General features: G+C 71.0%; 22 protein-coding genes. 11 read left to right on the top strand and 11 right to left on the bottom strand.

Going from position 1 to position 17,675, the window contains the following annotated elements:
* Window positions 1-149 precede the first annotated feature (149 nt).
* Together V7Z82_RS09730 and V7Z82_RS09725 are read left to right on the top strand one after the other, a co-directional pair.
* Window positions 150-1,415, top strand: a complete 1,266-nt coding sequence (locus V7Z82_RS09730) for a CaiB/BaiF CoA transferase family protein (RefSeq protein WP_334150721.1) — start codon at window positions 150-152, stop codon at window positions 1,413-1,415.
* Window positions 1,415-2,194, top strand: coding sequence for an enoyl-CoA hydratase/isomerase family protein (locus V7Z82_RS09725; protein ID WP_334150719.1), 780 nt, complete (start codon window positions 1,415-1,417; stop codon window positions 2,192-2,194). Before V7Z82_RS09730 ends, V7Z82_RS09725 begins: the two co-directional genes overlap by 1 nt.
* Window positions 2,195-2,292: 98 nt before the next feature.
* On the opposite strand, the gene V7Z82_RS09720 is transcribed toward V7Z82_RS09725, so the two are convergent.
* The gene (locus tag V7Z82_RS09720) at window positions 2,293-2,817 is read right to left on the bottom strand and encodes an FHA domain-containing protein (protein ID WP_334150716.1); all 525 of its coding nucleotides are present in this window, start codon (window positions 2,815-2,817) and stop codon (window positions 2,293-2,295) included.
* 235 nt (window positions 2,818-3,052) lie between these two features.
* On the opposite strand from V7Z82_RS09720, the gene V7Z82_RS09715 reads away from it, so the two are divergent.
* The 3 genes from V7Z82_RS09715 to V7Z82_RS09705 all read left to right on the top strand — a co-directional run bounded on the left by V7Z82_RS09715 (window position 3,053) and on the right by V7Z82_RS09705 (window position 5,435).
* On the top strand, window positions 3,053-3,400 hold the full coding sequence (locus V7Z82_RS09715; protein WP_334150714.1) for a DUF7882 family protein: 348 nt from the start codon (window positions 3,053-3,055) through the stop codon (window positions 3,398-3,400).
* A 125-nt stretch (window positions 3,401-3,525) separates the two neighbouring features.
* Window positions 3,526-4,410 carry an SDR family oxidoreductase gene (locus V7Z82_RS09710; protein WP_334150712.1) on the top strand — a complete coding sequence of 295 codons (885 nt, stop codon included), beginning with the start codon at window positions 3,526-3,528 and terminating at the stop codon, window positions 4,408-4,410.
* 86 nt (window positions 4,411-4,496) lie between these two features.
* Window positions 4,497-5,435, top strand: a complete 939-nt coding sequence (locus V7Z82_RS09705) for an EamA family transporter (RefSeq protein ID WP_334150709.1) — start codon at window positions 4,497-4,499, stop codon at window positions 5,433-5,435.
* A gap of 18 nt (window positions 5,436-5,453) precedes the next feature.
* On the opposite strand, the gene V7Z82_RS09700 is transcribed toward V7Z82_RS09705, so the two are convergent.
* Both V7Z82_RS09700 and V7Z82_RS09695 read right to left on the bottom strand, forming a co-directional pair.
* Entirely contained in the window at window positions 5,454-6,239 is a 786-nt protein-coding gene (locus V7Z82_RS09700; RefSeq protein WP_334150707.1) for a YidC/Oxa1 family membrane protein insertase, read from the bottom strand.
* 80 nt (window positions 6,240-6,319) lie between these two features.
* Complete coding sequence (locus tag V7Z82_RS09695; RefSeq protein WP_334150704.1) at window positions 6,320-6,592, bottom strand: DUF6412 domain-containing protein; 273 nt, start codon at window positions 6,590-6,592, stop codon at window positions 6,320-6,322.
* A gap of 111 nt (window positions 6,593-6,703) precedes the next feature.
* Between V7Z82_RS09695 and V7Z82_RS09690 the strand changes: the two genes are divergently transcribed.
* Genes V7Z82_RS09690 through V7Z82_RS09680 form a run of 3 tightly spaced genes read left to right on the top strand, consistent with a single transcriptional unit; the run spans window position 6,704 to window position 8,444 of the window.
* Window positions 6,704-7,747 (top strand): NAD(P)H-dependent flavin oxidoreductase, encoded by a 1,044-nt coding sequence (locus V7Z82_RS09690; protein ID WP_334150702.1) that lies wholly within the window; start codon window positions 6,704-6,706, stop codon window positions 7,745-7,747.
* Between the two features lie 38 nt (window positions 7,748-7,785).
* A complete protein-coding gene (locus tag V7Z82_RS09685) occupies window positions 7,786-8,043 on the top strand; it encodes a type II toxin-antitoxin system Phd/YefM family antitoxin (protein WP_334150700.1) in 258 nt (85 codons plus the stop codon).
* Complete coding sequence (locus tag V7Z82_RS09680) at window positions 8,040-8,444, top strand: type II toxin-antitoxin system VapC family toxin (RefSeq protein ID WP_334150697.1); 405 nt, start codon at window positions 8,040-8,042, stop codon at window positions 8,442-8,444. Before V7Z82_RS09685 ends, V7Z82_RS09680 begins: the two co-directional genes overlap by 4 nt.
* 21 nt (window positions 8,445-8,465) lie before the next feature.
* On the opposite strand, the gene purU is transcribed toward V7Z82_RS09680, so the two are convergent.
* The gene (gene purU / locus V7Z82_RS09675) at window positions 8,466-9,317 is read right to left on the bottom strand and encodes a formyltetrahydrofolate deformylase (RefSeq protein ID WP_334150695.1); all 852 of its coding nucleotides are present in this window, start codon (window positions 9,315-9,317) and stop codon (window positions 8,466-8,468) included.
* A gap of 114 nt (window positions 9,318-9,431) precedes the next feature.
* Here purU and V7Z82_RS09670 point away from each other — a divergent pair, with 114 nt between their 5' ends.
* A complete protein-coding gene (locus V7Z82_RS09670) occupies window positions 9,432-9,896 on the top strand; it encodes a glutaminase (protein ID WP_334150692.1) in 465 nt (154 codons plus the stop codon).
* Window positions 9,897-9,911: 15 nt separating this feature from the next.
* Here the strand turns inward: V7Z82_RS09670 and V7Z82_RS09665 are convergent, their stop codons facing one another.
* The 4 genes from V7Z82_RS09665 to V7Z82_RS09650 all read right to left on the bottom strand — a co-directional run bounded on the left by V7Z82_RS09665 (window position 9,912) and on the right by V7Z82_RS09650 (window position 13,495).
* Window positions 9,912-10,628 carry a glutamine amidotransferase-related protein gene (locus tag V7Z82_RS09665; protein ID WP_334150690.1) on the bottom strand — a complete coding sequence of 239 codons (717 nt, stop codon included), beginning with the start codon at window positions 10,626-10,628 and terminating at the stop codon, window positions 9,912-9,914.
* A gap of 73 nt (window positions 10,629-10,701) precedes the next feature.
* Window positions 10,702-11,451: a LysR family transcriptional regulator substrate-binding protein gene (locus tag V7Z82_RS09660; protein WP_334150687.1), complete on the bottom strand. Its 750-nt coding sequence runs from the start codon at window positions 11,449-11,451 to the stop codon at window positions 10,702-10,704.
* Between the two features lie 38 nt (window positions 11,452-11,489).
* Complete coding sequence (locus V7Z82_RS09655; protein ID WP_334150685.1) at window positions 11,490-11,903, bottom strand: hypothetical protein; 414 nt, start codon at window positions 11,901-11,903, stop codon at window positions 11,490-11,492.
* Window positions 11,900-13,495, bottom strand: a complete 1,596-nt coding sequence (locus tag V7Z82_RS09650; protein ID WP_334150681.1) for a PspC domain-containing protein — start codon at window positions 13,493-13,495, stop codon at window positions 11,900-11,902. The genes V7Z82_RS09655 and V7Z82_RS09650 overlap by 4 nt, the downstream gene beginning before the upstream one ends.
* A gap of 114 nt (window positions 13,496-13,609) precedes the next feature.
* On the opposite strand from V7Z82_RS09650, the gene V7Z82_RS09645 reads away from it, so the two are divergent.
* Both V7Z82_RS09645 and V7Z82_RS09640 read left to right on the top strand, forming a co-directional pair.
* Window positions 13,610-14,815, top strand: a complete 1,206-nt coding sequence (locus tag V7Z82_RS09645) for an ATP-binding protein (RefSeq protein WP_334150679.1) — start codon at window positions 13,610-13,612, stop codon at window positions 14,813-14,815.
* Window positions 14,808-15,467, top strand: coding sequence for a response regulator transcription factor (locus V7Z82_RS09640; RefSeq protein WP_334150676.1), 660 nt, complete (start codon window positions 14,808-14,810; stop codon window positions 15,465-15,467). The genes V7Z82_RS09645 and V7Z82_RS09640 overlap by 8 nt, the downstream gene beginning before the upstream one ends.
* Before the next feature lie 25 nt (window positions 15,468-15,492).
* Here V7Z82_RS09640 and V7Z82_RS09635 read toward each other — a convergent pair whose 3' ends face one another.
* From V7Z82_RS09635 to V7Z82_RS09625, 3 genes are all read right to left on the bottom strand, one after another.
* The gene (locus V7Z82_RS09635) at window positions 15,493-15,900 is read right to left on the bottom strand and encodes a DapH/DapD/GlmU-related protein (protein ID WP_045278821.1); all 408 of its coding nucleotides are present in this window, start codon (window positions 15,898-15,900) and stop codon (window positions 15,493-15,495) included.
* A gap of 82 nt (window positions 15,901-15,982) precedes the next feature.
* Window positions 15,983-16,756, bottom strand: coding sequence for a DNA-formamidopyrimidine glycosylase family protein (locus V7Z82_RS09630; RefSeq protein ID WP_334150672.1), 774 nt, complete (start codon window positions 16,754-16,756; stop codon window positions 15,983-15,985).
* Window positions 16,756-17,649, bottom strand: coding sequence for an EI24 domain-containing protein (locus tag V7Z82_RS09625; protein ID WP_334150669.1), 894 nt, complete (start codon window positions 17,647-17,649; stop codon window positions 16,756-16,758). The genes V7Z82_RS09630 and V7Z82_RS09625 overlap by 1 nt, the downstream gene beginning before the upstream one ends.
* Window positions 17,650-17,675: the final 26 nt, after the last annotated feature.

Here is a 17,675-nt window from a genome sequence, read left to right as displayed (position 1 = left end):
GCGGTATGGTCGCATCGACCCGGAACGCCCCCGTGCATATGTGTCTTCGGCACATATCCGTGCGATGGCCGCGCTGGAAAGCTGGAGCGACGACCACATCGCCGCTCCACCATCGACGCCGGAGCGCGCGTCGCAGAAGGGATCCCACGATGATCGATGACGAGCTCCGCGCCCGACTGGAAGCACTGGGCGGGATGGATGCCGGTCCCGGCTCCCTCGCCGGCGTCGTGGTGGTGGACGTCACTCGCGTCGTCGCCGGTCCCTACTGCTCGATGATCCTCGCCGACCTCGGCGCGACCGTCATCAAGGTCGAGCACCCCGACGACCCCGACTACACGCGCACCTTCCCTCCGCTCCTCGAGCGCGAGGGCGGCGAAGGCTTCAGCGGCTTCTTCGCGCAGTACAACCGCAACAAGCTCGGCGTCTCGCTGAACCTCCGTCACCCGGAGGGGCGGACGGCCCTCGAGCGGCTGGTCGCGAAGGCCGACGTGCTCGTCGAGAACTTCCGCCCTGGCACCATGGACCGTCTCGGCCTCGGCCACGAGCACCTGCGCTCGATCAACCCGCGCCTCGTCTACGCTGCGCTCAGCGGCTACGGGCAGACGGGCCCGTATCGCGGTCGCCCCGCCTACGACAACAGCGCCCAGGCGACCGGCGGGCTCTGGTCGATGAACGGTCCGGCCGGCGGCCCGCCGACGCGCGTCGGCACGATCATCGGCGACCTCGCCGCCAGCCTGTACGGCGTGATCGGCGTGCTCGCGGCCGTGCGTCATGCCGAGCGCACCGGTGAGGGACAGCTCGTCGACGTGTCGCAGCAGGACTCCGTGCTCACGCTCACCGAGAACGCGGTGGTCTCGTACACGACCGAGGGTGTCGTGCCGGTGCCGCTCGGCAACCAGCATCCCTTCGTCCGCCCCTACGAGCTGTTCGCGTGCCAGGACGGCTACGTCTTCTTCGGCGGCTATACCGACAAGTTCTGGAAGATCTCCTGCGAGACCTTCGGCTCGTCCGACGACTACGCGGCCAACCCCGACCTGCACCGGATGGCCGACCGCTTCGACGCCGTCGTCTACGCGCAGCAGGTCAAGCCGATGGTCGAGCGCTGGTTCGCCGGACGCACCAAGGCCGAGCTCGAGACGCTGGCCGGTGACCTCGTGCCGCTGAGCGCCGTGAAGGACATCGCCGAGGTCGTCGCCGACCCGCAGATCGCCGCGCGGGACATGGTCGTCGAGGCGGAGTACGAGGGCTACGGACCGCTGCGCACCTTCGGCTCGCCGGTCAAGCTCGACCGCACGCCCCCGCGCGCTCGCGGCCTTGCGCCCGACACCGGCGAGCACACCGACGCGGTCTTCCGCGATCTGCTCGGGTACGCGGCCGAGGAGATCGCGGCCCTGCGCACTGCGGGGACCATCTGATGGGAGGCGTGCGTCTCGACCGCGACGGCGCGCTCGCCGTCATCACGATCGATCGACCCGAGAAGCTCAACGCGCTCACGCTCGCGATGTACGAGCAGCTCGGCGAGGCGTTCGCCGAGGTGCGCGACGATGCCCGCATCGGCGCGGCGATCCTGACCGGCGCAGGGGAGCGGGCGTTCTGCGTCGGCGCCGACCTCGGCGAGTCGATCCCTGCGCTCACGGAGGGCCGCTTCGACATCAGCGAGTGGGATGCCGCGCACCAGAAGCACTCGACGCTCGACAAGCCGGTGGTCGCCGCGGTCAACGGCCTGTGCCTCGGCGGCGGCTTCGAGATCCTGCTGTCGACCGACATCCGCATCGCGTCGGAGGGGGCGCAGTTCGCGCTGCCGGAGACCGGCGTCGGCGTCGTGCCGGCCGGCGGCACGCTCGTTCGCCTGATCCGGCAGATCCCCTACGCCTGGGCCATGGACCTGATGCTGCGCGGCACGACCATCGACGCCGCGACGGCGTCGCGCTACGGCATCCTGAATCAGGTCGTGCCGGCCGTCGAACTGCAGTCGACCGCCGTGTCGGTGGCGGAGGATCTGCTGTCGCGCAGCCGCACCGCGATCGCGACGGTCAAGCGCGCGGTCCGCGAGCTCGCCGATCTTCCCGAGGGCGAGGCGTTCGTGCGCGAGGCAGCGCTCGGTCAGCAGGCGTTCGACAGCGACGATGCCCGCGAGGGCCTCGCCGCGTTCGCCGAGCGCCGCCCGCCGGTGTTCCCCTCGCACGAGGGCTGACGCACCGGCATCCGGCTCCGATCGCAGTTCGTGCCGCCTGCATGCTCTGCAGGCGGCACGAATCGCGACCGGAACGAGGTCCGGTCCGTCAGCGGTCGTCAGCGCTCGTAGTCGTCAGGGGCGGCCTCGCCCTGCGGGGCGCCGGACTCGGCGGTCTCGGATGCCGCTGCCTCATCCGTGTAGTCCGGGCGCGGCGGCTGCAGGCGCTGGTCGTTGAACTCGCCGCCCTTGCGTCCGCCGAACGGGCGGCCGTGGTCCGCCGACTCGTCGCGGGCGAACACGAAGCTCCAGGGGCCGGCGGTGAACTGCGCACCGGTGCGGAGCGTCTGGGTGTCCTCGCCGGGGTGCGTGGCGTCTGCGCTGCCTGCTGCGCTCCGCTCGCCCTCGCCGTGCAGCGTCAGCACGTACTCGTCGCGGTCGTCGTGCTGGATCGTGGCGTGCAGCGGATCGGTGTCCGCGATGCGCAGCTCGTTGCCCTCGGCCGACCCGATCCGCACGAGGTCCACGTCGAGCGCGAACTCGGTGCGGTCGTCGTCGCGCGTGATGCGCAGGCGGGGGTTGCCCGCGCCGAACTCGGCGTGGGTCGTGGTGGGGGTATAGCCCTCGGTCGTCTCGTCAGTCATGCGTGCTCGCCTCCCGGAAAGTGTGGCTCCGAGCCTAGGCGGGTTCGCGGATGCCGAGGAAGGGGTTGACTTCCGCGCTGCGTCACGGCAGAAAACCGATGACGGAGCGCGCACAGGTGACCCCGCACGGCGACCGGAGTACCCGATTTGGCGGAACGGAGGAATACTCTACTGAGAGGGACGATTCCGACAGCCCTGTCGGACCAGGACTGAATCGATCCGAGGAGTGGGACACATGGGAAAGTTCGTCTACGAAGGCGGCGTCAAGACCGAGATCGAGGACCGTGCGCTCACGCACCTCCAGCTCGTGATCACGGCCAAGCTCCGTCGCGGTGAGCCGTTCCCGTTCAGCTGGCGCGAAGACGCCAGCGTCGGCGGCGGACGCGTCACGGTCTGGGTGCAGCCGGGCAGCTCGCTCGTGTTCAAGTACTTCGGCAGCCGTCAGCCGGCGATCAACCGGGCCTGGATCGAGGCCCTGGCCTTCACCGCCAACGCCCCGAGCGGCCTCTACCTCGTGCCGGAACCCGCCGAGAACGGCGACTCCGTCGGCGCCGGCGACGTGCACATCACCGTCCCGAGCTGACCCGGAGCACACCCCGGAGCAGACGCGACTCAGATCCGGGAGCGCCCTCCGGGCTGTCAACCCCCTTCGCATGTCGAGGCGGGTGCGGCATCGTCGACCTCTCCGACGCGACGAGAGGCGAACCGATGACCGACACCGCTCCCGACCCCCGCACGGCCCACCGCACGGAGGGCTTCCCCGACCAGCAGCAGGATCAGCCGGGCCTCACCGAGCGGACCACGCCACGGCCGGATCACGGCGAGTCCAGCTACGTCGGCAGCGGTCGTCTCGAGGGCAGGAAGGCCCTGATCACCGGCGGCGACTCCGGCATCGGCCGAGCCGTCGCGATCGCCTTCGCCCGCGAGGGCGCGGATGTCGCGATCGCGCACCTGCCGGAGGAGCAGCAGGATGCGGATGCCACGGTCGAGCTCGTCCGAGCAGCCGGCCGCACCGCGGTGAGCCTCGCCGGCGACCTGCGCGATGAGGACTTCGCCGCCGCCGTCGTCTCCGAGACGCGACGTGCGCTGGGCGGACTCGACGTGCTCGTGCTCAATGCCGCGTACCAGCACGACATCGACGGCTTCGAGAACCTCCGCACCGACGACATGCGACGAGTCTTCGACACGAACCTCGTCGGCATGGTGCACTCGGCCCGTGCCGCCTATCCGCTGCTCGAGGCCGGTGCGAGCATCATCGTCACCTCCTCGGTGCAGGCGTACAACCCCTCGCCCGGTCTGATCGACTACGCCATGACGAAGGCAGCGCAGGTCGCGTTCGTGCAGGCGCTGGCGGAAGAGGCCGGCCCACGCGGCATCCGGGTGAACGCGGTCGCACCAGGGCCCATCTGGACGCCGCTCATCCCGGCGACGGGGTGGGATGCCGAGCGCCTCGCGACCTTCGGGCAGGACACGCCACTCGAGCGCGCCGGCCAGCCAGCCGAGCTCGCCGGTGCGTACGTGTACCTCGCCTCGAACGAGTCCTCGTACACCTCCGGAGCGATCCTGCCGGTGACCGGCGGCAAGCACCTCTGAGCATCCGATGCCGGGTGCCGGCCGGCACCCGGCATCGGGGTGTGTCGACTGGACGCGGCAGGGGCTGATGCCTCACGCTGAGAGACGTGCAGCAGTCCGCGTCGTCCCGTTCTCTCACGGGCGTCGCGCTCGTCATCGGCTCCTGCCTGTCGCTGCCCTTCGGCGCCGCCGTCGCGGCTCAGCTGTTCCCGGTGCTCGGGCCGTGGGGCGTGACCTCGCTCCGTGTCGCGATCGCGGCACTGCTGCTCGTCGTCATCGTGCGCCCGCGCCCCGGCCGGTGGACGAAGCAGCAGTGGATCGCCGCCGTGCTCTTCGGCGTCTCGCTGGCCGCCATGAACGGCTTCTTCTACGCCGCGATCGACCGCATCCCGCTCGGCCCTGCCGTCGCGATCGAGTTCCTCGGGCCCCTCGTGCTGGCCGCGCTGCTCACGCGTCGCCTGGCCGATGCGGTGTGGGTCGGCGTCGCGCTGATCGGCATGGCGCTGCTCGCGGTCGACGGGCTGCTCGGGGCCGAGCCGCTGGATCCGCTCGGCATCGTCTTCATCCTGATCGCCGCGGCGTTCTGGGCGATGTACATCCGCATGAGCGCACGCGTCGGCACGCTGATCCCCGGCGCCGGCGGTCTCGCGATGGGACTCGTCATCGCGGCAGTGCTCCTGATCCCGATGGGCGTGCCGGCGGCCGTCACGGTCGCCGGAGACACGCAGCTCCTGCTGCTCGCTGCGATCACCGCGGTGCTGTCGTCGGTGATCCCGTACAGCTTCGAGCTCGCGGCGCTGCGCCGCCTGCCCGAGCGCGTGTTCGGGGTGCTGCTGAGCCTCGAGCCGGCATTCGCGACGCTCGCCGGGTGGCTCGTGCTCGGCCAGAGTGCGACGCCGCTGCGGATGCTCGCGATCGCCCTGGTCGTCGCCGCGAGTGTCGGGACGACCCTCGGCATCCGCCGTCGCCGCCGCGCGGATGCCGCACGCGACGACGACGAGGATCCGCCCGGTGTCTTCACCGCGCCGATTCCGCTCCCGGACTGACCGGTTCGGACCCTCTCGTCAGGCCTTCACGCGCTTCGGGGCGGGGGCCGCGGCCATTGCAGCAGTCGGCAGCGGGTAGCGCCGACGCAGCAGTGCGCGCTGCACGAGTGTCCAGATCACCGTGACCGTGAGGTAGAGCGCGGCGGCGAGCGGCACGAACGCCGCGAACACGGCGGTCAGGTAGTGCATCGCGCTCATCACCCGCAGCATCGTCGGCGAGTTCAGCGGGGAGTCGCCCTCGACCGGCGCCGGGCGGAACACGCGACGGGTGACCTCGGCCACGGCGATCATGATCGCGAGCAGCACCCCGAAGACCAGGAACGTGGCGGGCGTCGCGGTGCCGCCGAACAGCGCGGAGACCAGGCTCGTCCCCAGCGGAGCGCCGAACAGGTCGTGGGTCAGCAGGTCGTTCGGATGCCCGGCGATCTCGGGGCGGATGAACAGCGTGTAGAGGATGCCGACCACCGGAGCCTGCGCGAGCACCGGCAGCATCCCGGCGAACGGGGAGGTGTTCTCCGACCGGTACAGCTCGAGCGTCTCGCGCTGCAGCCGCTCCGGGTTCTTCTTGTGTCGGCGCTGCAGTTCGCGCAGCCGGGGAGCGAGGCGGGCCCTGGTCTGCTCGGCCTTGGCCTGCGAGAAGCCGACGGGGATGAGCAGTGCGCGCACGAGCAGGGTGACGAGGATGACGGCTGCAGCGGACGCCGCGCCGCCGGCGAAGGGTTCGAGCAGGGTGGAGAGGCCGGCCAGAGCGCCATAGGCGGCGTCGAGCAGGGCGGTGAGCGGTGGGAAGGCAAAGGGGTCCATGGGAGTGTCCGTTCGAGAGGTCGGGAAGGGTCGGCGAATGCCGCGCGATCCCGGTCGGAACGGAGGTTCCGTCGACAGGACTACGCGGCGGTCGCGACTCCCGGCGCTCGCGGACGCGGGTGCCCGGCGGCATCCGGATCACTCTGCGAGAGGATGGTGGAGACATCGATGGCGCGCCAGGGATGCGGCGCGCTGCTGCCGGTGGCCTGACGCAGGCTCAGCACCATGGCGAGCGTGAGCGCGGTGACCGCGATCAGCGCGATCGCGAGGCCGAGGGCCGCGGCATCCGGCACCGAGACGAGACCGAGCGCGGTCAGCATGATGCTCAGCATCTGCCCGAACCACTCGCTCATGTGCGTCTCCCTCTCTCCTGCGAGGGTAGCACCGGGCGTTGGGTGGATGGCCGGTGGCGGCACGTCGTCACGCTCGACCGCGGGGTCCGCAGCCGGGCGTAGCCTCGAAGCATGAGTGATCTGCGTGCGCTGTTCGGCATCGAGCATCCGATCGTCCTCGGCCCGTTCGGCGGGCTGTCCTCCATACCGCTCACTGCGGCCGTCAGTGACGCGGGCGGCCTCGGATCGTTCGGACTCTACGGCTACGACGGCGACCGGATCCGTCAGACCGGCGCTGAGCTGCGCGCAGCCACCTCGCGCCCGTTCGCACTCAACATCTGGGTGCCGACCGGCGACGAGGTCGTCCCGAACGCACAGCACATGATCTTCGCGCAGGCGCTGCAGCCGTTCTACGACGCCGTCGGTGTCGAGATGCCCGCTCGGCCCGAGCATTACATCCCGTCGCATGAGGAGCAGCTCGAGGCGATCTGGGAGGTCGCACCGGCGGTGCTCAGCGTCGTGTTCGGCGTGCCCTCCGGCGAGGTCGTCGAGGAGGCGCATCGCCGCGGCATCCGCGTCGTCGGCACCGCGACGACCGTCGCCGAGGCCGTCGCACTCGCAGACGGCGGTGTCGACGCGATCGTCGCGACCGGCTTCGAGGCGGGCGGACACCGAGTCTCGTTCATGCGCCCGGCCGAGGACTCGCTCGTCGGCACCGTCGCGCTCGTGCCGCAGGTCGTCGATGCGGTCGACGTGCCGGTGATCGCCGCCGGTGGCATCGCGGACCACCGCGGAGTCGCCGCCGCCTTCGCGCTCGGCGCCGAGGCGGTGCAGGTCGGCACGGCGTTCCTCGTCACGGCCGAGTCCGCCGTGAACGACGCGCACCGCGAGGCGATCCGCCGCACTCCCGCTGACGGCACGGTGCTCACGAAGGCGATGAGCGGACGGCTGGCACGCGGCGTGCGCAATCGCGCGGTGCGGGCGATCGAGGCGAGCGGCACGATCGCGCAGTTCCCGATGCAGAACTGGCTCACGGGGCGCTTCCGCACGGCCGCAGGCCAGCAGGAGCTCGGCGAGCTGCAGTCGCTGTGGATGGGCCAGGCCGCCCCGCTCGCGCGCTCGGGCACGGCCGCTGAGGCATTCGCCGAACTCGTCGCCGGAGTGCCTGTGGAGTGAGTCTTTCGCCTAGCCAGGTACCTGGCTAACATGTCGTCATGTCGACATACAGCGTGCTCGATGCGCGGAACAATCTGTCCCGCCTGATCGCGGATGCGCGTTCGGGTGTCGAAGTTCTCATCACGAACAGGGGGATTCCCGTGGCGCAGATCACACCCATCACCGCGGTCGACCTGCCGCTCACCGGACCGGCGCTCGTGGAGTGGATCGACGCGAATCCGCTTCCGGATCGCCTCGCCCGCTCCTCGGCCGACATCGAGGAGCAGATCCGCGAACTCAGGGACGCCTGGGAGTGATCTACCTCGACGCCTGCATCCTCATCTACGCGCTCGAGGACCGCGGGGAGACCGGCGATCGCGTTCGACAGGCGCTGGCTCGGACAGAAGACCGCATCGCGGCGAGCCCGCTCGTCCTGCACGAGTGTCTCGTGAAGCCGCTGCGGGAGGGCGATCTCGAGACGCGTTCGAGATTCCTGTCCGCCTACGAACGCATGGTGCATCTCGAGCTCGACGAGACCGCGTTCCTGCACGCTGCCGAACTGCGAGCGCGGCACGGACTGAAGACGCCGGATGCGCTGCACCTCGCCGCCGCACAGCTGACCGGATGCCGGGAGCTCTGGACGAACGATGCCCGCTTCGCTGCGGCATCCCGTGGCCTCGCGGTGGACGTGGTCTCAGCCGGAGCATTCTCCGCCTGAGCGGTCCGGCCGGCCGCGGGGTTACAGGATGACGGTCGAGCGCCCGTGCACGATCACACGGTCCTCTGCATGCCACTGCACGGCGCGCGCGAGCACCTGACGCTCGACGTCGGCGCCGCGGCTCTGCAGCTGGGCGGCCGAGTCGGCGTGCGTGACGCGCGTGACGTCCTGCTCGATGATCGGCCCCTCGTCGAGGTCGGCGGTCGCGTAGTGCGCGGTCGCGCCGATGAGCTTGACGCCGCGGTCCTTGGCCCTGGCGTACGGGTTCGCGCCGATGAAGGCCGGCAGGAACGAGTGGTGGATGTTGATGACCGGTGCCTCGAGGCGCTCGATGAAGTCGTCCGTGAGGATCTGCATGTAGCGGGCGAGCACGACCAGATCGACGTTGCCGCGCAGCAGATCGAGCTGCCGTTCCTCCATGAGCTGCTTGTCGCCCGAGGGGATGTGCACGAACGGCACGCCGAAGGATCGCACCGCCTCGGCGAGATCTGGATGGTTCGACACGACCATCGTGATGTCGATGTCGAGCTGGCCGCGCTGCGTGCGCCAGAGCAGCTCCATCAGGCAGTGGTCGTACTTCGACACGAAGATCGCGACGCGCTTGCGACGAGCGGTGTCGTGCAGCGACCACTCCATGCCGAAGCGCTGCGCCACGACGTCGAGATCGGCCTCCAGTGCGGTGCGCGCTGCGGCGAGCCCGTCGAGGTGGATCACCGTGCGCTGGAAGAACCGGCCGCCCTCGGAGTCCGTCGAGTGCTGATCCAGCGAGATGATGTTCGCGTCGTGGGCGGCGAGCACCCCTGCGACTGCCGCGACGATGCCTGGTTGGTCATCGCAGGCGATCAGAAGACGTGCGGTGTCGGGCTGAGACATGGATGCTCCTCGGGGGTGTTCCTCGATTCTGCCGTGCGAGCGCTCCGACGGACGAATCGCCGCGGCGAGTGGATACGCTGGAGGGTGGCGCGAAGCGCCGCGAGGAGGACTGCCATGACAGCATCCGCTCTGCTGACGCAGGCTGTGCACGATCTCGCCGGCGCCCCGAAGGAGGGGCTGGGCGAGCAGCGCGACTCCCGCTGGCGGGGTCGGCGCATCGTGCGGGTCGGGGAGGCCTGGCACCTGGGTGTGCTCCTGCTGACCGACACCCACGCGCTCGCGACCGCTGAGGTGCTGCGTGCGGCCGATCCCGGTCGCCGCGGCTACACGGCCGAATCTGCGCGTGAGCGGGCGGCCAGACGCGAGGAGGCCCTGCGCGGCGGGTTCGACGAGGGCGCGGTCGTGCACGTCGGGTGGAGCGTCATCGATGTCGACGCGGTGGATGCCGGTGGCGCATCGGGTCCGCTCTCGTCGATCGACGGCGTCCCATCGGTGCGCTGGAGCGCGGCTGGCGGGTTCATGCCGCTGGAGTCGTACCTGCGGGAGCGCGTCGAGCTGCTGCGCGGCGCATCGGACTGATCCGCTGGCGGTTGCTCAGGCGAAGGTCTCGGCGAATCGGCGCAGCAGTGCGGTGCCCTCGGTGACGGATGCCGACAGCACCCGGTCCTGCACGTGGTCGAACTCGTCGGGATCGAAGTATCCGGTCGTGCGGTAGAACGTCATCCGATCGGCGAAGTCGCGCGGCGTGGGCTCCGGGTGGAACTGGGCTGCGTACAGGTGCGTGCCGACGCGGTAGGCCTGCACGGGGCAGTCGTCGTTCGTCGCGAGCAGCTCGGCACCGGCAGGCAGCGCGGCCGAGCTCTCCTTGTGCGCCGTGAACACGGTGAGCGCGGGGGAGCTGGGGCCGAAGACCGGATCGGATGCTCCGACCGGCGTCGTGCGGATCACGGTGGCGCTCGCGGCCTCCGGCGTCTCGGTCGTCACGTCGCCGCCGAGCATCCGCGTCACTACGCCGATGCTGAAGCACGTGAAGAACACGGCGATCTCGGCGTCGATCGCGCGCTGGGCGATCGTGCGCAGGTCGGCCTCGACCCGCAGCTGCTCCGGGATCTTCTCGGCGTCGCTGACGTTGAAGGGCGAGCCGCCGACGACGATGCCGCGGTAGCCGCGCAGGCGGGCGGGGTCGAGCGGTCCGTCGAGCAGGTCGAGCCGGTCGACGACGTCGGCACCGAGTGCCCGGCGGAAGGACGCGTGCTCCGCGTCGGCCGCGCCGCGCTCCGGGCGCACGCAGACGTAGAGAAGCGAACCCATCAGGCGATTCTACCGAGGGGCGGAGGCTGCCGAGAAAGCCGGTGACGCCCCGTGACGCCCGAGTTGCGCGCCCTCAGCGCGAGGAGTTCGAGGTGCGGCCGCGCACGATGCCGACGAACGTCTCCACGTCCGGTGTGGTGCGCTCGCGGGGCCAGACCAGGGCGACCGTGGAGGTGGGGCCGTCGAGCAGGGGACGGTGTCCCGCGTCCTTGCGGTGGTGGAGCCGTGCGAGTGACATCGGCACGATCACGATGCCGACACCGGATGCCGCGGTCACGATCGCTTCGGCGGTCGGCAGCGGCGCGAACGCAGCCGGCGTCGTGCCGGGCAGGTCGATCGGACCGAGCACGTCGTCGGACGGCACGATCACGACCTCGCCGGCGAGATCGGCGATCGAGAGCTCGTCGACCGCGAGCAGATGCGAGTCGGCGGCGGCGACCACGACCGGCACCTCGTCGTACAGCGCGACGATGTGCAGGCTGTCGTCCGCGAGCGGGAGGCGCAGCAGCGCTGCGTCGACATCGGCGAGGATGCCGTGCCGGTCACCGGCCTCGACGGGCACGAGCTCGAGTCGCACATGCGGCATCCGCTGCTTCCAGGCGTCGATCCACTTGCCCGGCGTCGTGCCGGGGACCGTGGCGAGTCGGAACACGCGGGGTTCTTCGGGAGCGTCGCTCGGGGCGTCGAAGACGACCTTGGCCTTCGCCGGAGCCCGCTTGCCCTTCGGCTGCGCTCCTCTGCTCTGTGCCTTGCCCTGCTGCCTGCCCTGGCGTGCAGGGCCGCCGGTGGTGCGCCGCGCCGGTCGCCGTCCCTGAGTCGCCATGTGGTCCAGGGTATCCGGCGCCGGGCGGCGCACCTGTGTCAGGCCCGCGAGGCCGCGGCGCGGCGCTGGGCGTGGCGGATGAGTCCGACGGCCCCGGTGACGAGCACGAGCACCCCGAGTGCGAGCAGCCCGAGGGCCACGGCTGTCCCGGGTGTGAGCGTCGTGATGGCATCGGCGGCCGCCGAGCGACGGTCGTCGCCCGTGAGCGTCCAGATGCCGGCGAACGCGATGGCCGCGAACAGCAGGCCCCAGATGATGGCGGCGCCGCGCACGCGGGGTGCGGCGGGTTCGGCGGCGACCGAGGTGGATGCTGCAGGAGCTGCCAGGGGAGCGGGCGGTGCCGGCAGGGACTCGGCAGCGTCCGACGGTGCCGAGTCGTCGGACGATGACGTCTCGGTGATCGGTGTCGTCTCGTCGGCGGGTGCCGCCGGGGGCGTCATCTCGGTGCTCATCGTGCTTCCTCCGCTGCTTCGTAGATCGTGACGAACACGTCGCCCGAGGTCTGGGCGATCGTGACCGATTGCCGCGTCGTGACCGCCGTGTTCTCGGCTGCTGTGGTCGCGGACGCGGTCTGGGTGCCGTCGTTCTGCCCGACCAGCGGCCAGATGCCCGAGTCGAGCACGGTGCCCGTGTCCGGCTCGATGCGCATCCAGCTCACGGTGCCGGTCCCGACGGTCGCATCCAGCTGGAGCTCGACCCCCGGCTGCAGGTCGATCCAGGTGTTGCCCGACCCCTTGTCGACCACGATCGGACGCGGCCCGCCAGCGTGGGGCGTGAGCGTGATGCTGAGATCGCCGAACGGCTGCTGCACGTGCTGCGATTCGTTGTTCGACACCGAGGCCCATCCGAAGGTGAGGTCGTCGAACGTCGCGACGTATCCTGCGGTCAGCCCGCCGGCGAGGGTGATCGCGGTGAGGAAGGCGAGGAAACCGCTGCGTCGGCGCAGGAGTCCGGCGATGATCATCCCGAGGGCCAGCACGAGCGCCGCGCAGAGGAGTCCGAGGGCCGCAGACGTGGGGCCGCCGGTCAGCCCGACGCCAGCACCGACGGCGAGCGCGAGTCCCATGACGGATGCCACGAGGGCGAAGCTCGCGCGGGGCTTCGACGCGCGGCGCACGCGGCGACGTTCAGCGGCCTCGGCGGCGAAGGTCGCGCCGACGGCCTGCCGCTCACGGCGGGCCTGCTCGCGGGCAGCGCGCTCGGCATCCTGCTGCTGCCGACGCCAGGCCTGATCCTGTGCACGCCAGGCCGCATGCTGCGCACGCCAGGCCGCGAGCTCCGCGGGGTCGGTGGTGCCCGAGGGCAGCGGCGTCGGTGCGGCAGGTCGTGCGTCGGCAGCGGACTGCTCGGGGGCGGGTACCGGCGACGCCTCGGGGTACGGGTGGGAGCCGGAAGCAGCGACGGCGGAGAACGGGGCCTGCGGTGTCGCATCCGCGCCCTCGGCGGTACCCGAACCGCCGAGGGGCGCGGATGCGTCCGGGGCCGCGGAGCCGGTCGGAGCCACCGACACGCTCGACGCTGATGCGCCCGGGGTGCGGCTCGCAGCGCGCACGATGAGGAAGAGCAGTCCGCCGACGAGGATCAGCCCGACGATCCAGCTGAACACCGACAGCGCCGACCAGCTCTCGTAGCCGAGGCCGAAGAGTCGACCGGTCAGCGGGGCGGTGGGGATCAGCCCGATCGCGGCCATCGCGAGGATGCCGAGCTGCACCGGCTCGTAGTCGCGGTTCAGCAGGTCGCGGGCGTGGATCCGTCCGTCGGCGTCGGGCAGCAGCGCCCAGGCGACGGCGTAGAGGAAGATCGCGGGGAGTCCGAACAGGGCGGCGATCACCAGCACGCCGCGCACGATCAGCGGGTCGATGCGCAGCCGGGCGGCGATGCCCGCGGCGACGCCGCCGAGCCAGCCGTCGGATCGTGCGACGCCGAGGCCGGAGACCCACAGGAAGAAGCGCTCTGCGGGGAGGGAGGGGGCGGTTGTCGTCGTGTCGGAGGCGGCCGGCTCGGTCGCATCGGCGGCAGGCGGAGGCGCTGTCGGAATCGTCATGCTTCGATACTGTCCGTCAGGAGGTGCCGTCGGCCATGGGGTGAACCCCTGAGCGACCCCTGATCTTGTCCGCGGGAATCCCCTCAGCAGTGCTGCGGGTGATTGGATTGCGACATGTCCTCCTCCGCGCCGCCCGTCTCCGCGCGCCCGACCCGCGTCGCGCCGCCGCCGCGGCCCGCGCTCGTGCGGGACCGCGAGTGCCTGGTGTCCGGTGTCAGTGCGGGGCTCGCCAGGCACCTGGGTGCGCCGGTCTGGATGATCCGCGCCCTGTTCATCGGGCTCGCGCTCTGCGGTGGTGCCGGCGTGCTCCTCTACGCCTGGTGCTGGGTCTTCACCCCGTGGGCGGATGCCGAGGCGGCGCCCTCGCGCCGGGTGCCGGTCGCGTGGATCCTGCTCGCTCCGGCCGCCGTCGCGGCGCTCGTCGTCGGATCCTGGACGCTCGGGAACGCGCCGGGCAGCGTGCTGTCGCAGCCCGCCGCAGTCCTCGCCGCGGTGGGAGCCGTCGTGCTCGCCACCGCCGCGGGACTCTGGGCGACGCTGATCGATCGCACCGACACGGCGCGCGGCCCGCGGCACACGACCGTCGTGCGCATCCTCTCCGTGGCGCTGCTGATCGCGTTGTTCGCGGTGCTGCTGGCGCGTGCGGTCGGCGGCGTCGAGTTCCTGCTCGCCCTGCTGCCGCTGGCCGGGGTGCTCGCGGTGGCCTCGTCGACGCTCATCCACCGTTGGCGGGAGCTCGCCGGGGAGCGCACCCGGCGCATCCGCGAGGAGCAGCGCAGCGAGATGGCTGCGCACCTGCACGACTCGGTGCTGCAGACGCTCGCGCTGATCCAGAACAGAGCAGGGGCGTCGAGCGAGGCCGCACGCCTCGCCCGCGCACAGGAGCGCGAGCTGCGCGCGTGGCTGTACGACGGCGATGCGCCGGCCGACAGCGACCTCCCGACCGATCTGCGCGACCTCGCCGGCGCGCTCGAACTCGACTACCCGGTGCGGATCGAGGTCGTCTCCGCCGGACTCTCCGCCGAGCGAGCGAGCGGTGAGCTCGCCGCGGCGGCCCGCGAGGCGATGCTGAACGCGGCACGGCACGCCGGCGGTGAGATCTCGGTGTACATCGAGGGCAGCGTCGCCGGTGTCGACGTCTTCATCCGCGACCGCGGGACGGGCTTCGACCTGGCCGAGGTGCCGGACGATCGGCTCGGCGTGCGACAGTCGATCATCGGACGCATGCGTCGCGCCGGAGGATCAGGCAGCGTGCGCAGCGACGAGAACGGCACCGAGGTGCATCTCAGCATCGCGACGACAGGAGACAGCCGTGGCTGACCGCATCCGCGTGGTGATCGTCGACGATCACTCGATCTTCCGCTCCGGGCTGCGCGCCGATCTCGATGAGAGCGTCGACGTGGTGGGCGAGGCCGACGATGTGCCATCGGCGATCGCGGTGATCCGAGACACAGCACCCGACATCGTGCTGCTCGACGTGCACCTGCCCGGTGGCGCGGGCGACGATGCGAGCGGCGGGGAAGCGGTCATCCGCGGCTCTGCCCCGACGGCATCCCGGTTCCTCGCGCTGAGCGTGTCGGATGCCGCAGCCGATGTCGTGCGGGTGATCCGTGCCGGAGCGCGCGGCTACATCACGAAGGGCTCGTCCGGCGGGGAAGTGAGCCGGGCCGTGCATGCGGTGGCCGGCGGGGATGCCGTCTTCTCGCCGCGTCTTGCCGGCTTCGTGCTCGACGCCTTCGGGGCCGTGTCTGGTGAGACGGCCACAGCCAGCGACGAACTCGACCGGCTCTCTGCACGCGAGCAGGAGGTGATGCGCCTGATCGCTCGGGGGTACGCCTACAAGGAGGTCGCCGCCGAGCTGTTCATCTCGATCAAGACCGTCGAGACGCACGTCTCGGCGGTGCTGCGGAAGCTCCAGCTGTCGTCACGGCACGAGCTGACCGTCTGGGCCTCGGAGCGCAGGCTCCTCTAGCCCGGGCCGGGACGACCGGGTGGCCTCAGGCTGCGAGCCAGAGGCCCTTCGGGTTGGTCGCGATCGTGAGGCCGGCTGCGACCGTCTCGTCGTCGCCGATGCGGGCACCGCGGACGATGCGTGCGCCGGCGCCGACCTCGGTGCGGACGCCGATGTAGGCGTTGTCACCCACCGCGGCTCCCTGGCCGATGTGCGCGTGCGCCTCGATGTGCGCACCCTCGCCGATCACGGCATCCGGTTCGATCCATGCGCCGCGTGCGATCGTCGCTCCGGCGCCGATGCGGGCGCCGGGTTCGATGTACGCACCCGCTTCGATGTGAGCCTTCGGATGCACCTTCGCGCCGTGCGCGACGAGACCGCGACCGTTCGCGTGCTTGCGGTACCGCAGCGTCGCCCCCTGGTCGTTCTCGATGTCGACGTAGTTCTTTCCCACGATTCCTCCCGTGTTCCGGAGATTCCCCGGATATATGGACAACCAGGAGACGGGTGGATTCATTCCCTCGGATGAATGCAGTTCACCGCTGGCACGATGGGCACCAGAACGTGATGCGTTCGCGGGTCGGATCGGCGCCCTGTTCGCCCCTCCGGATCAGCGTTCCGCAGCGTCGGCACGGCTTCCCGGCACGGCCGTAGACCCAGGTCGCCTGACCAGGGCGATCGACCCCGGTGAAGGTGCGCCGAGAGCGGTCGCGGTTGGCTCGGATGGTGCGTACGCCGAGTTCGATGAGGGCTGCGGCGTCGACCTCCTGGGTCGGTCTGGTCGGGAGGATTCCTAGGAGGAACAGGAGTTCTGCGGCGTACTCGTTGCCGAAGCCCGCGACGTTCCGCTGGTCCAGCAGGGCGACGTGGATGCTGCGGGTGTCGGTCGAGAGGCGGCGGACGGCCTCGGCGGCATCCCAGTCCTCGGCGAGCGGATCGGGACCCAGATAGCCGACCAGCTGCTCCTCGTCGCGGGTGGGCACGACCTCGATCTCGGCGATGTCGACACCGACCGCCTCGCGCTCGGCGGTGCCGACGATCGCGCGCACCTTGAAGGCCGGATGCCGCCACTTCTCGCCAGGGCGGTAGATGAGCCAGGCGCCGTCCATGCGCAGGTGCGAATGCAGTGTGCTGTCGCCGACGCGCAGCAGCAGATGCTTGCCGCGTGACACGGCGCCGTGGATCGGCTGGCCGGTCAGGTCGATCGTCGCGGCCTGCGGCACGCGGAGGTCGAAGCGGGTGGCATCCGCACCGGCCAGCGCCTCGTCGAGACGGCGTGCGGTGCGGAAGACGGTGTCACCCTCTGGCATCAGCGCGGTCCCGTCGGGGGTGCTTTGTGGGTGCCTGAGCTTGGTGCCCCATGGGCCCATGGGCTCGGTGCCCCGTGGGTCCCTGGGCTCGGCGCCCCGTGTGTCCCTGGGCTCGGTGCCCCATGGGTCCCTGAGCCTGTCGAAGGGCCCGACGTCGCCTGCGGCGTCCGCTGCAGCATCGTGCGCGCGAGCATCGTGGCCCCGGCGACCGCCGCCGGCATCACGGCGACAGCGCCGCCGGGGATCAGGAAGCACAGCTGTGTCGCGACCCCGAAGCCGAGCACCCTCGCGCGGCTGCCGCCGAACAGCGCAGCGCGGTCGGCCGGTGTGAGATCGCGGGCATCGAAGGCGCGTCCGGTGAGCTCTCGTGCCAGCATCCGTCCGGAGAGGAGCACACCGGTGATCGGCGCGAGGACGCCGCCGAGCAGCGGGATCAGCCCGAGCAGCAGCACGGCGATCGCGATCAGGATGCCGAGCAGCACGAGCCGCAGGCCCTCGCCGACCGAGGTCCAGAAGCTGCCGCCGTCGGCAGGAGGTGCATCGCCCAGGTCGGCTTCGACCGCCCGCCAGATCCGTTGGTAGAACGGGTCGCCGATCGTGAGGGTGAGTGCGCTGAACACAGCGCTCGCGAGTGCGAGCGAGGCCGCGATCACCACGAACCCGACGAGGCTGCGGAACAGTCCGCGCCACGGCTCGAGCCACCCCTCGGCGAAGGGCGTGAGCCAGGTGGAGATCGAGGTCATGCCGAGGAACACCGGGACCAGGGCTGCCGCCAGGAGCAGCACCGCGATGATCGCGGGAACGAGCCCGAGGTTCATGAGGCCTGGTCGGGTGCGCCAGAGGGCGAATCCGCGAAGCAGGAGGCGGATGCCGGCGCCGAACTCTCGGATCATGCCTCCCAGCGTAGGAGACGGGTGCG

The organism is Microbacterium sp. (assembly GCF_036823965.1).
Classification (GTDB): domain Bacteria; phylum Actinomycetota; class Actinomycetes; order Actinomycetales; family Microbacteriaceae; genus Microbacterium.
Note: the sequence above shows the minus strand (reverse complement) of the source record. Positions and strands in the feature narration are given on the sequence as shown.

Bases quoted from the DNA above. Each gene is read 5' to 3' on its own strand.
- V7Z82_RS09655 (WP_334150685.1), bottom strand. From the start codon at position 11,903: ATGAGCACCGAGATGACGCCCCCGGCGGCACCCGCCGACGAGACGACA.
- V7Z82_RS09665 (WP_334150690.1), bottom strand. From the start codon at position 10,628: ATGGGTTCGCTTCTCTACGTCTGCGTGCGCCCGGAGCGCGGCGCGGCC.
- V7Z82_RS09720 (WP_334150716.1), bottom strand. From the start codon at position 2,817: ATGACTGACGAGACGACCGAGGGCTATACCCCCACCACGACCCACGCC.
- V7Z82_RS09670 (WP_334150692.1), top strand. From the start codon at position 9,432: ATGACAGCATCCGCTCTGCTGACGCAGGCTGTGCACGATCTCGCCGGC.
- V7Z82_RS09710 (WP_334150712.1), top strand. From the start codon at position 3,526: ATGACCGACACCGCTCCCGACCCCCGCACGGCCCACCGCACGGAGGGC.
- V7Z82_RS09715 (WP_334150714.1), top strand. From the start codon at position 3,053: ATGGGAAAGTTCGTCTACGAAGGCGGCGTCAAGACCGAGATCGAGGAC.
- V7Z82_RS09730 (WP_334150721.1), top strand. From the start codon at position 150: ATGATCGATGACGAGCTCCGCGCCCGACTGGAAGCACTGGGCGGGATG.
- V7Z82_RS09725 (WP_334150719.1), top strand. From the start codon at position 1,415: ATGGGAGGCGTGCGTCTCGACCGCGACGGCGCGCTCGCCGTCATCACG.
- V7Z82_RS09695 (WP_334150704.1), bottom strand. From the start codon at position 6,592: ATGAGCGAGTGGTTCGGGCAGATGCTGAGCATCATGCTGACCGCGCTC.
- V7Z82_RS09660 (WP_334150687.1), bottom strand. From the start codon at position 11,451: ATGGCGACTCAGGGACGGCGACCGGCGCGGCGCACCACCGGCGGCCCT.
- V7Z82_RS09685 (WP_334150700.1), top strand. From the start codon at position 7,786: ATGTCGACATACAGCGTGCTCGATGCGCGGAACAATCTGTCCCGCCTG.
- purU (WP_334150695.1), bottom strand. From the start codon at position 9,317: ATGTCTCAGCCCGACACCGCACGTCTTCTGATCGCCTGCGATGACCAA.
- V7Z82_RS09625 (WP_334150669.1), bottom strand. From the start codon at position 17,649: ATGATCCGAGAGTTCGGCGCCGGCATCCGCCTCCTGCTTCGCGGATTC.
- V7Z82_RS09630 (WP_334150672.1), bottom strand. From the start codon at position 16,756: ATGCCAGAGGGTGACACCGTCTTCCGCACCGCACGCCGTCTCGACGAG.
- V7Z82_RS09650 (WP_334150681.1), bottom strand. From the start codon at position 13,495: ATGACGATTCCGACAGCGCCTCCGCCTGCCGCCGATGCGACCGAGCCG.
- V7Z82_RS09690 (WP_334150702.1), top strand. From the start codon at position 6,704: ATGAGTGATCTGCGTGCGCTGTTCGGCATCGAGCATCCGATCGTCCTC.
- V7Z82_RS09700 (WP_334150707.1), bottom strand. From the start codon at position 6,239: ATGGACCCCTTTGCCTTCCCACCGCTCACCGCCCTGCTCGACGCCGCC.
- V7Z82_RS09645 (WP_334150679.1), top strand. From the start codon at position 13,610: ATGTCCTCCTCCGCGCCGCCCGTCTCCGCGCGCCCGACCCGCGTCGCG.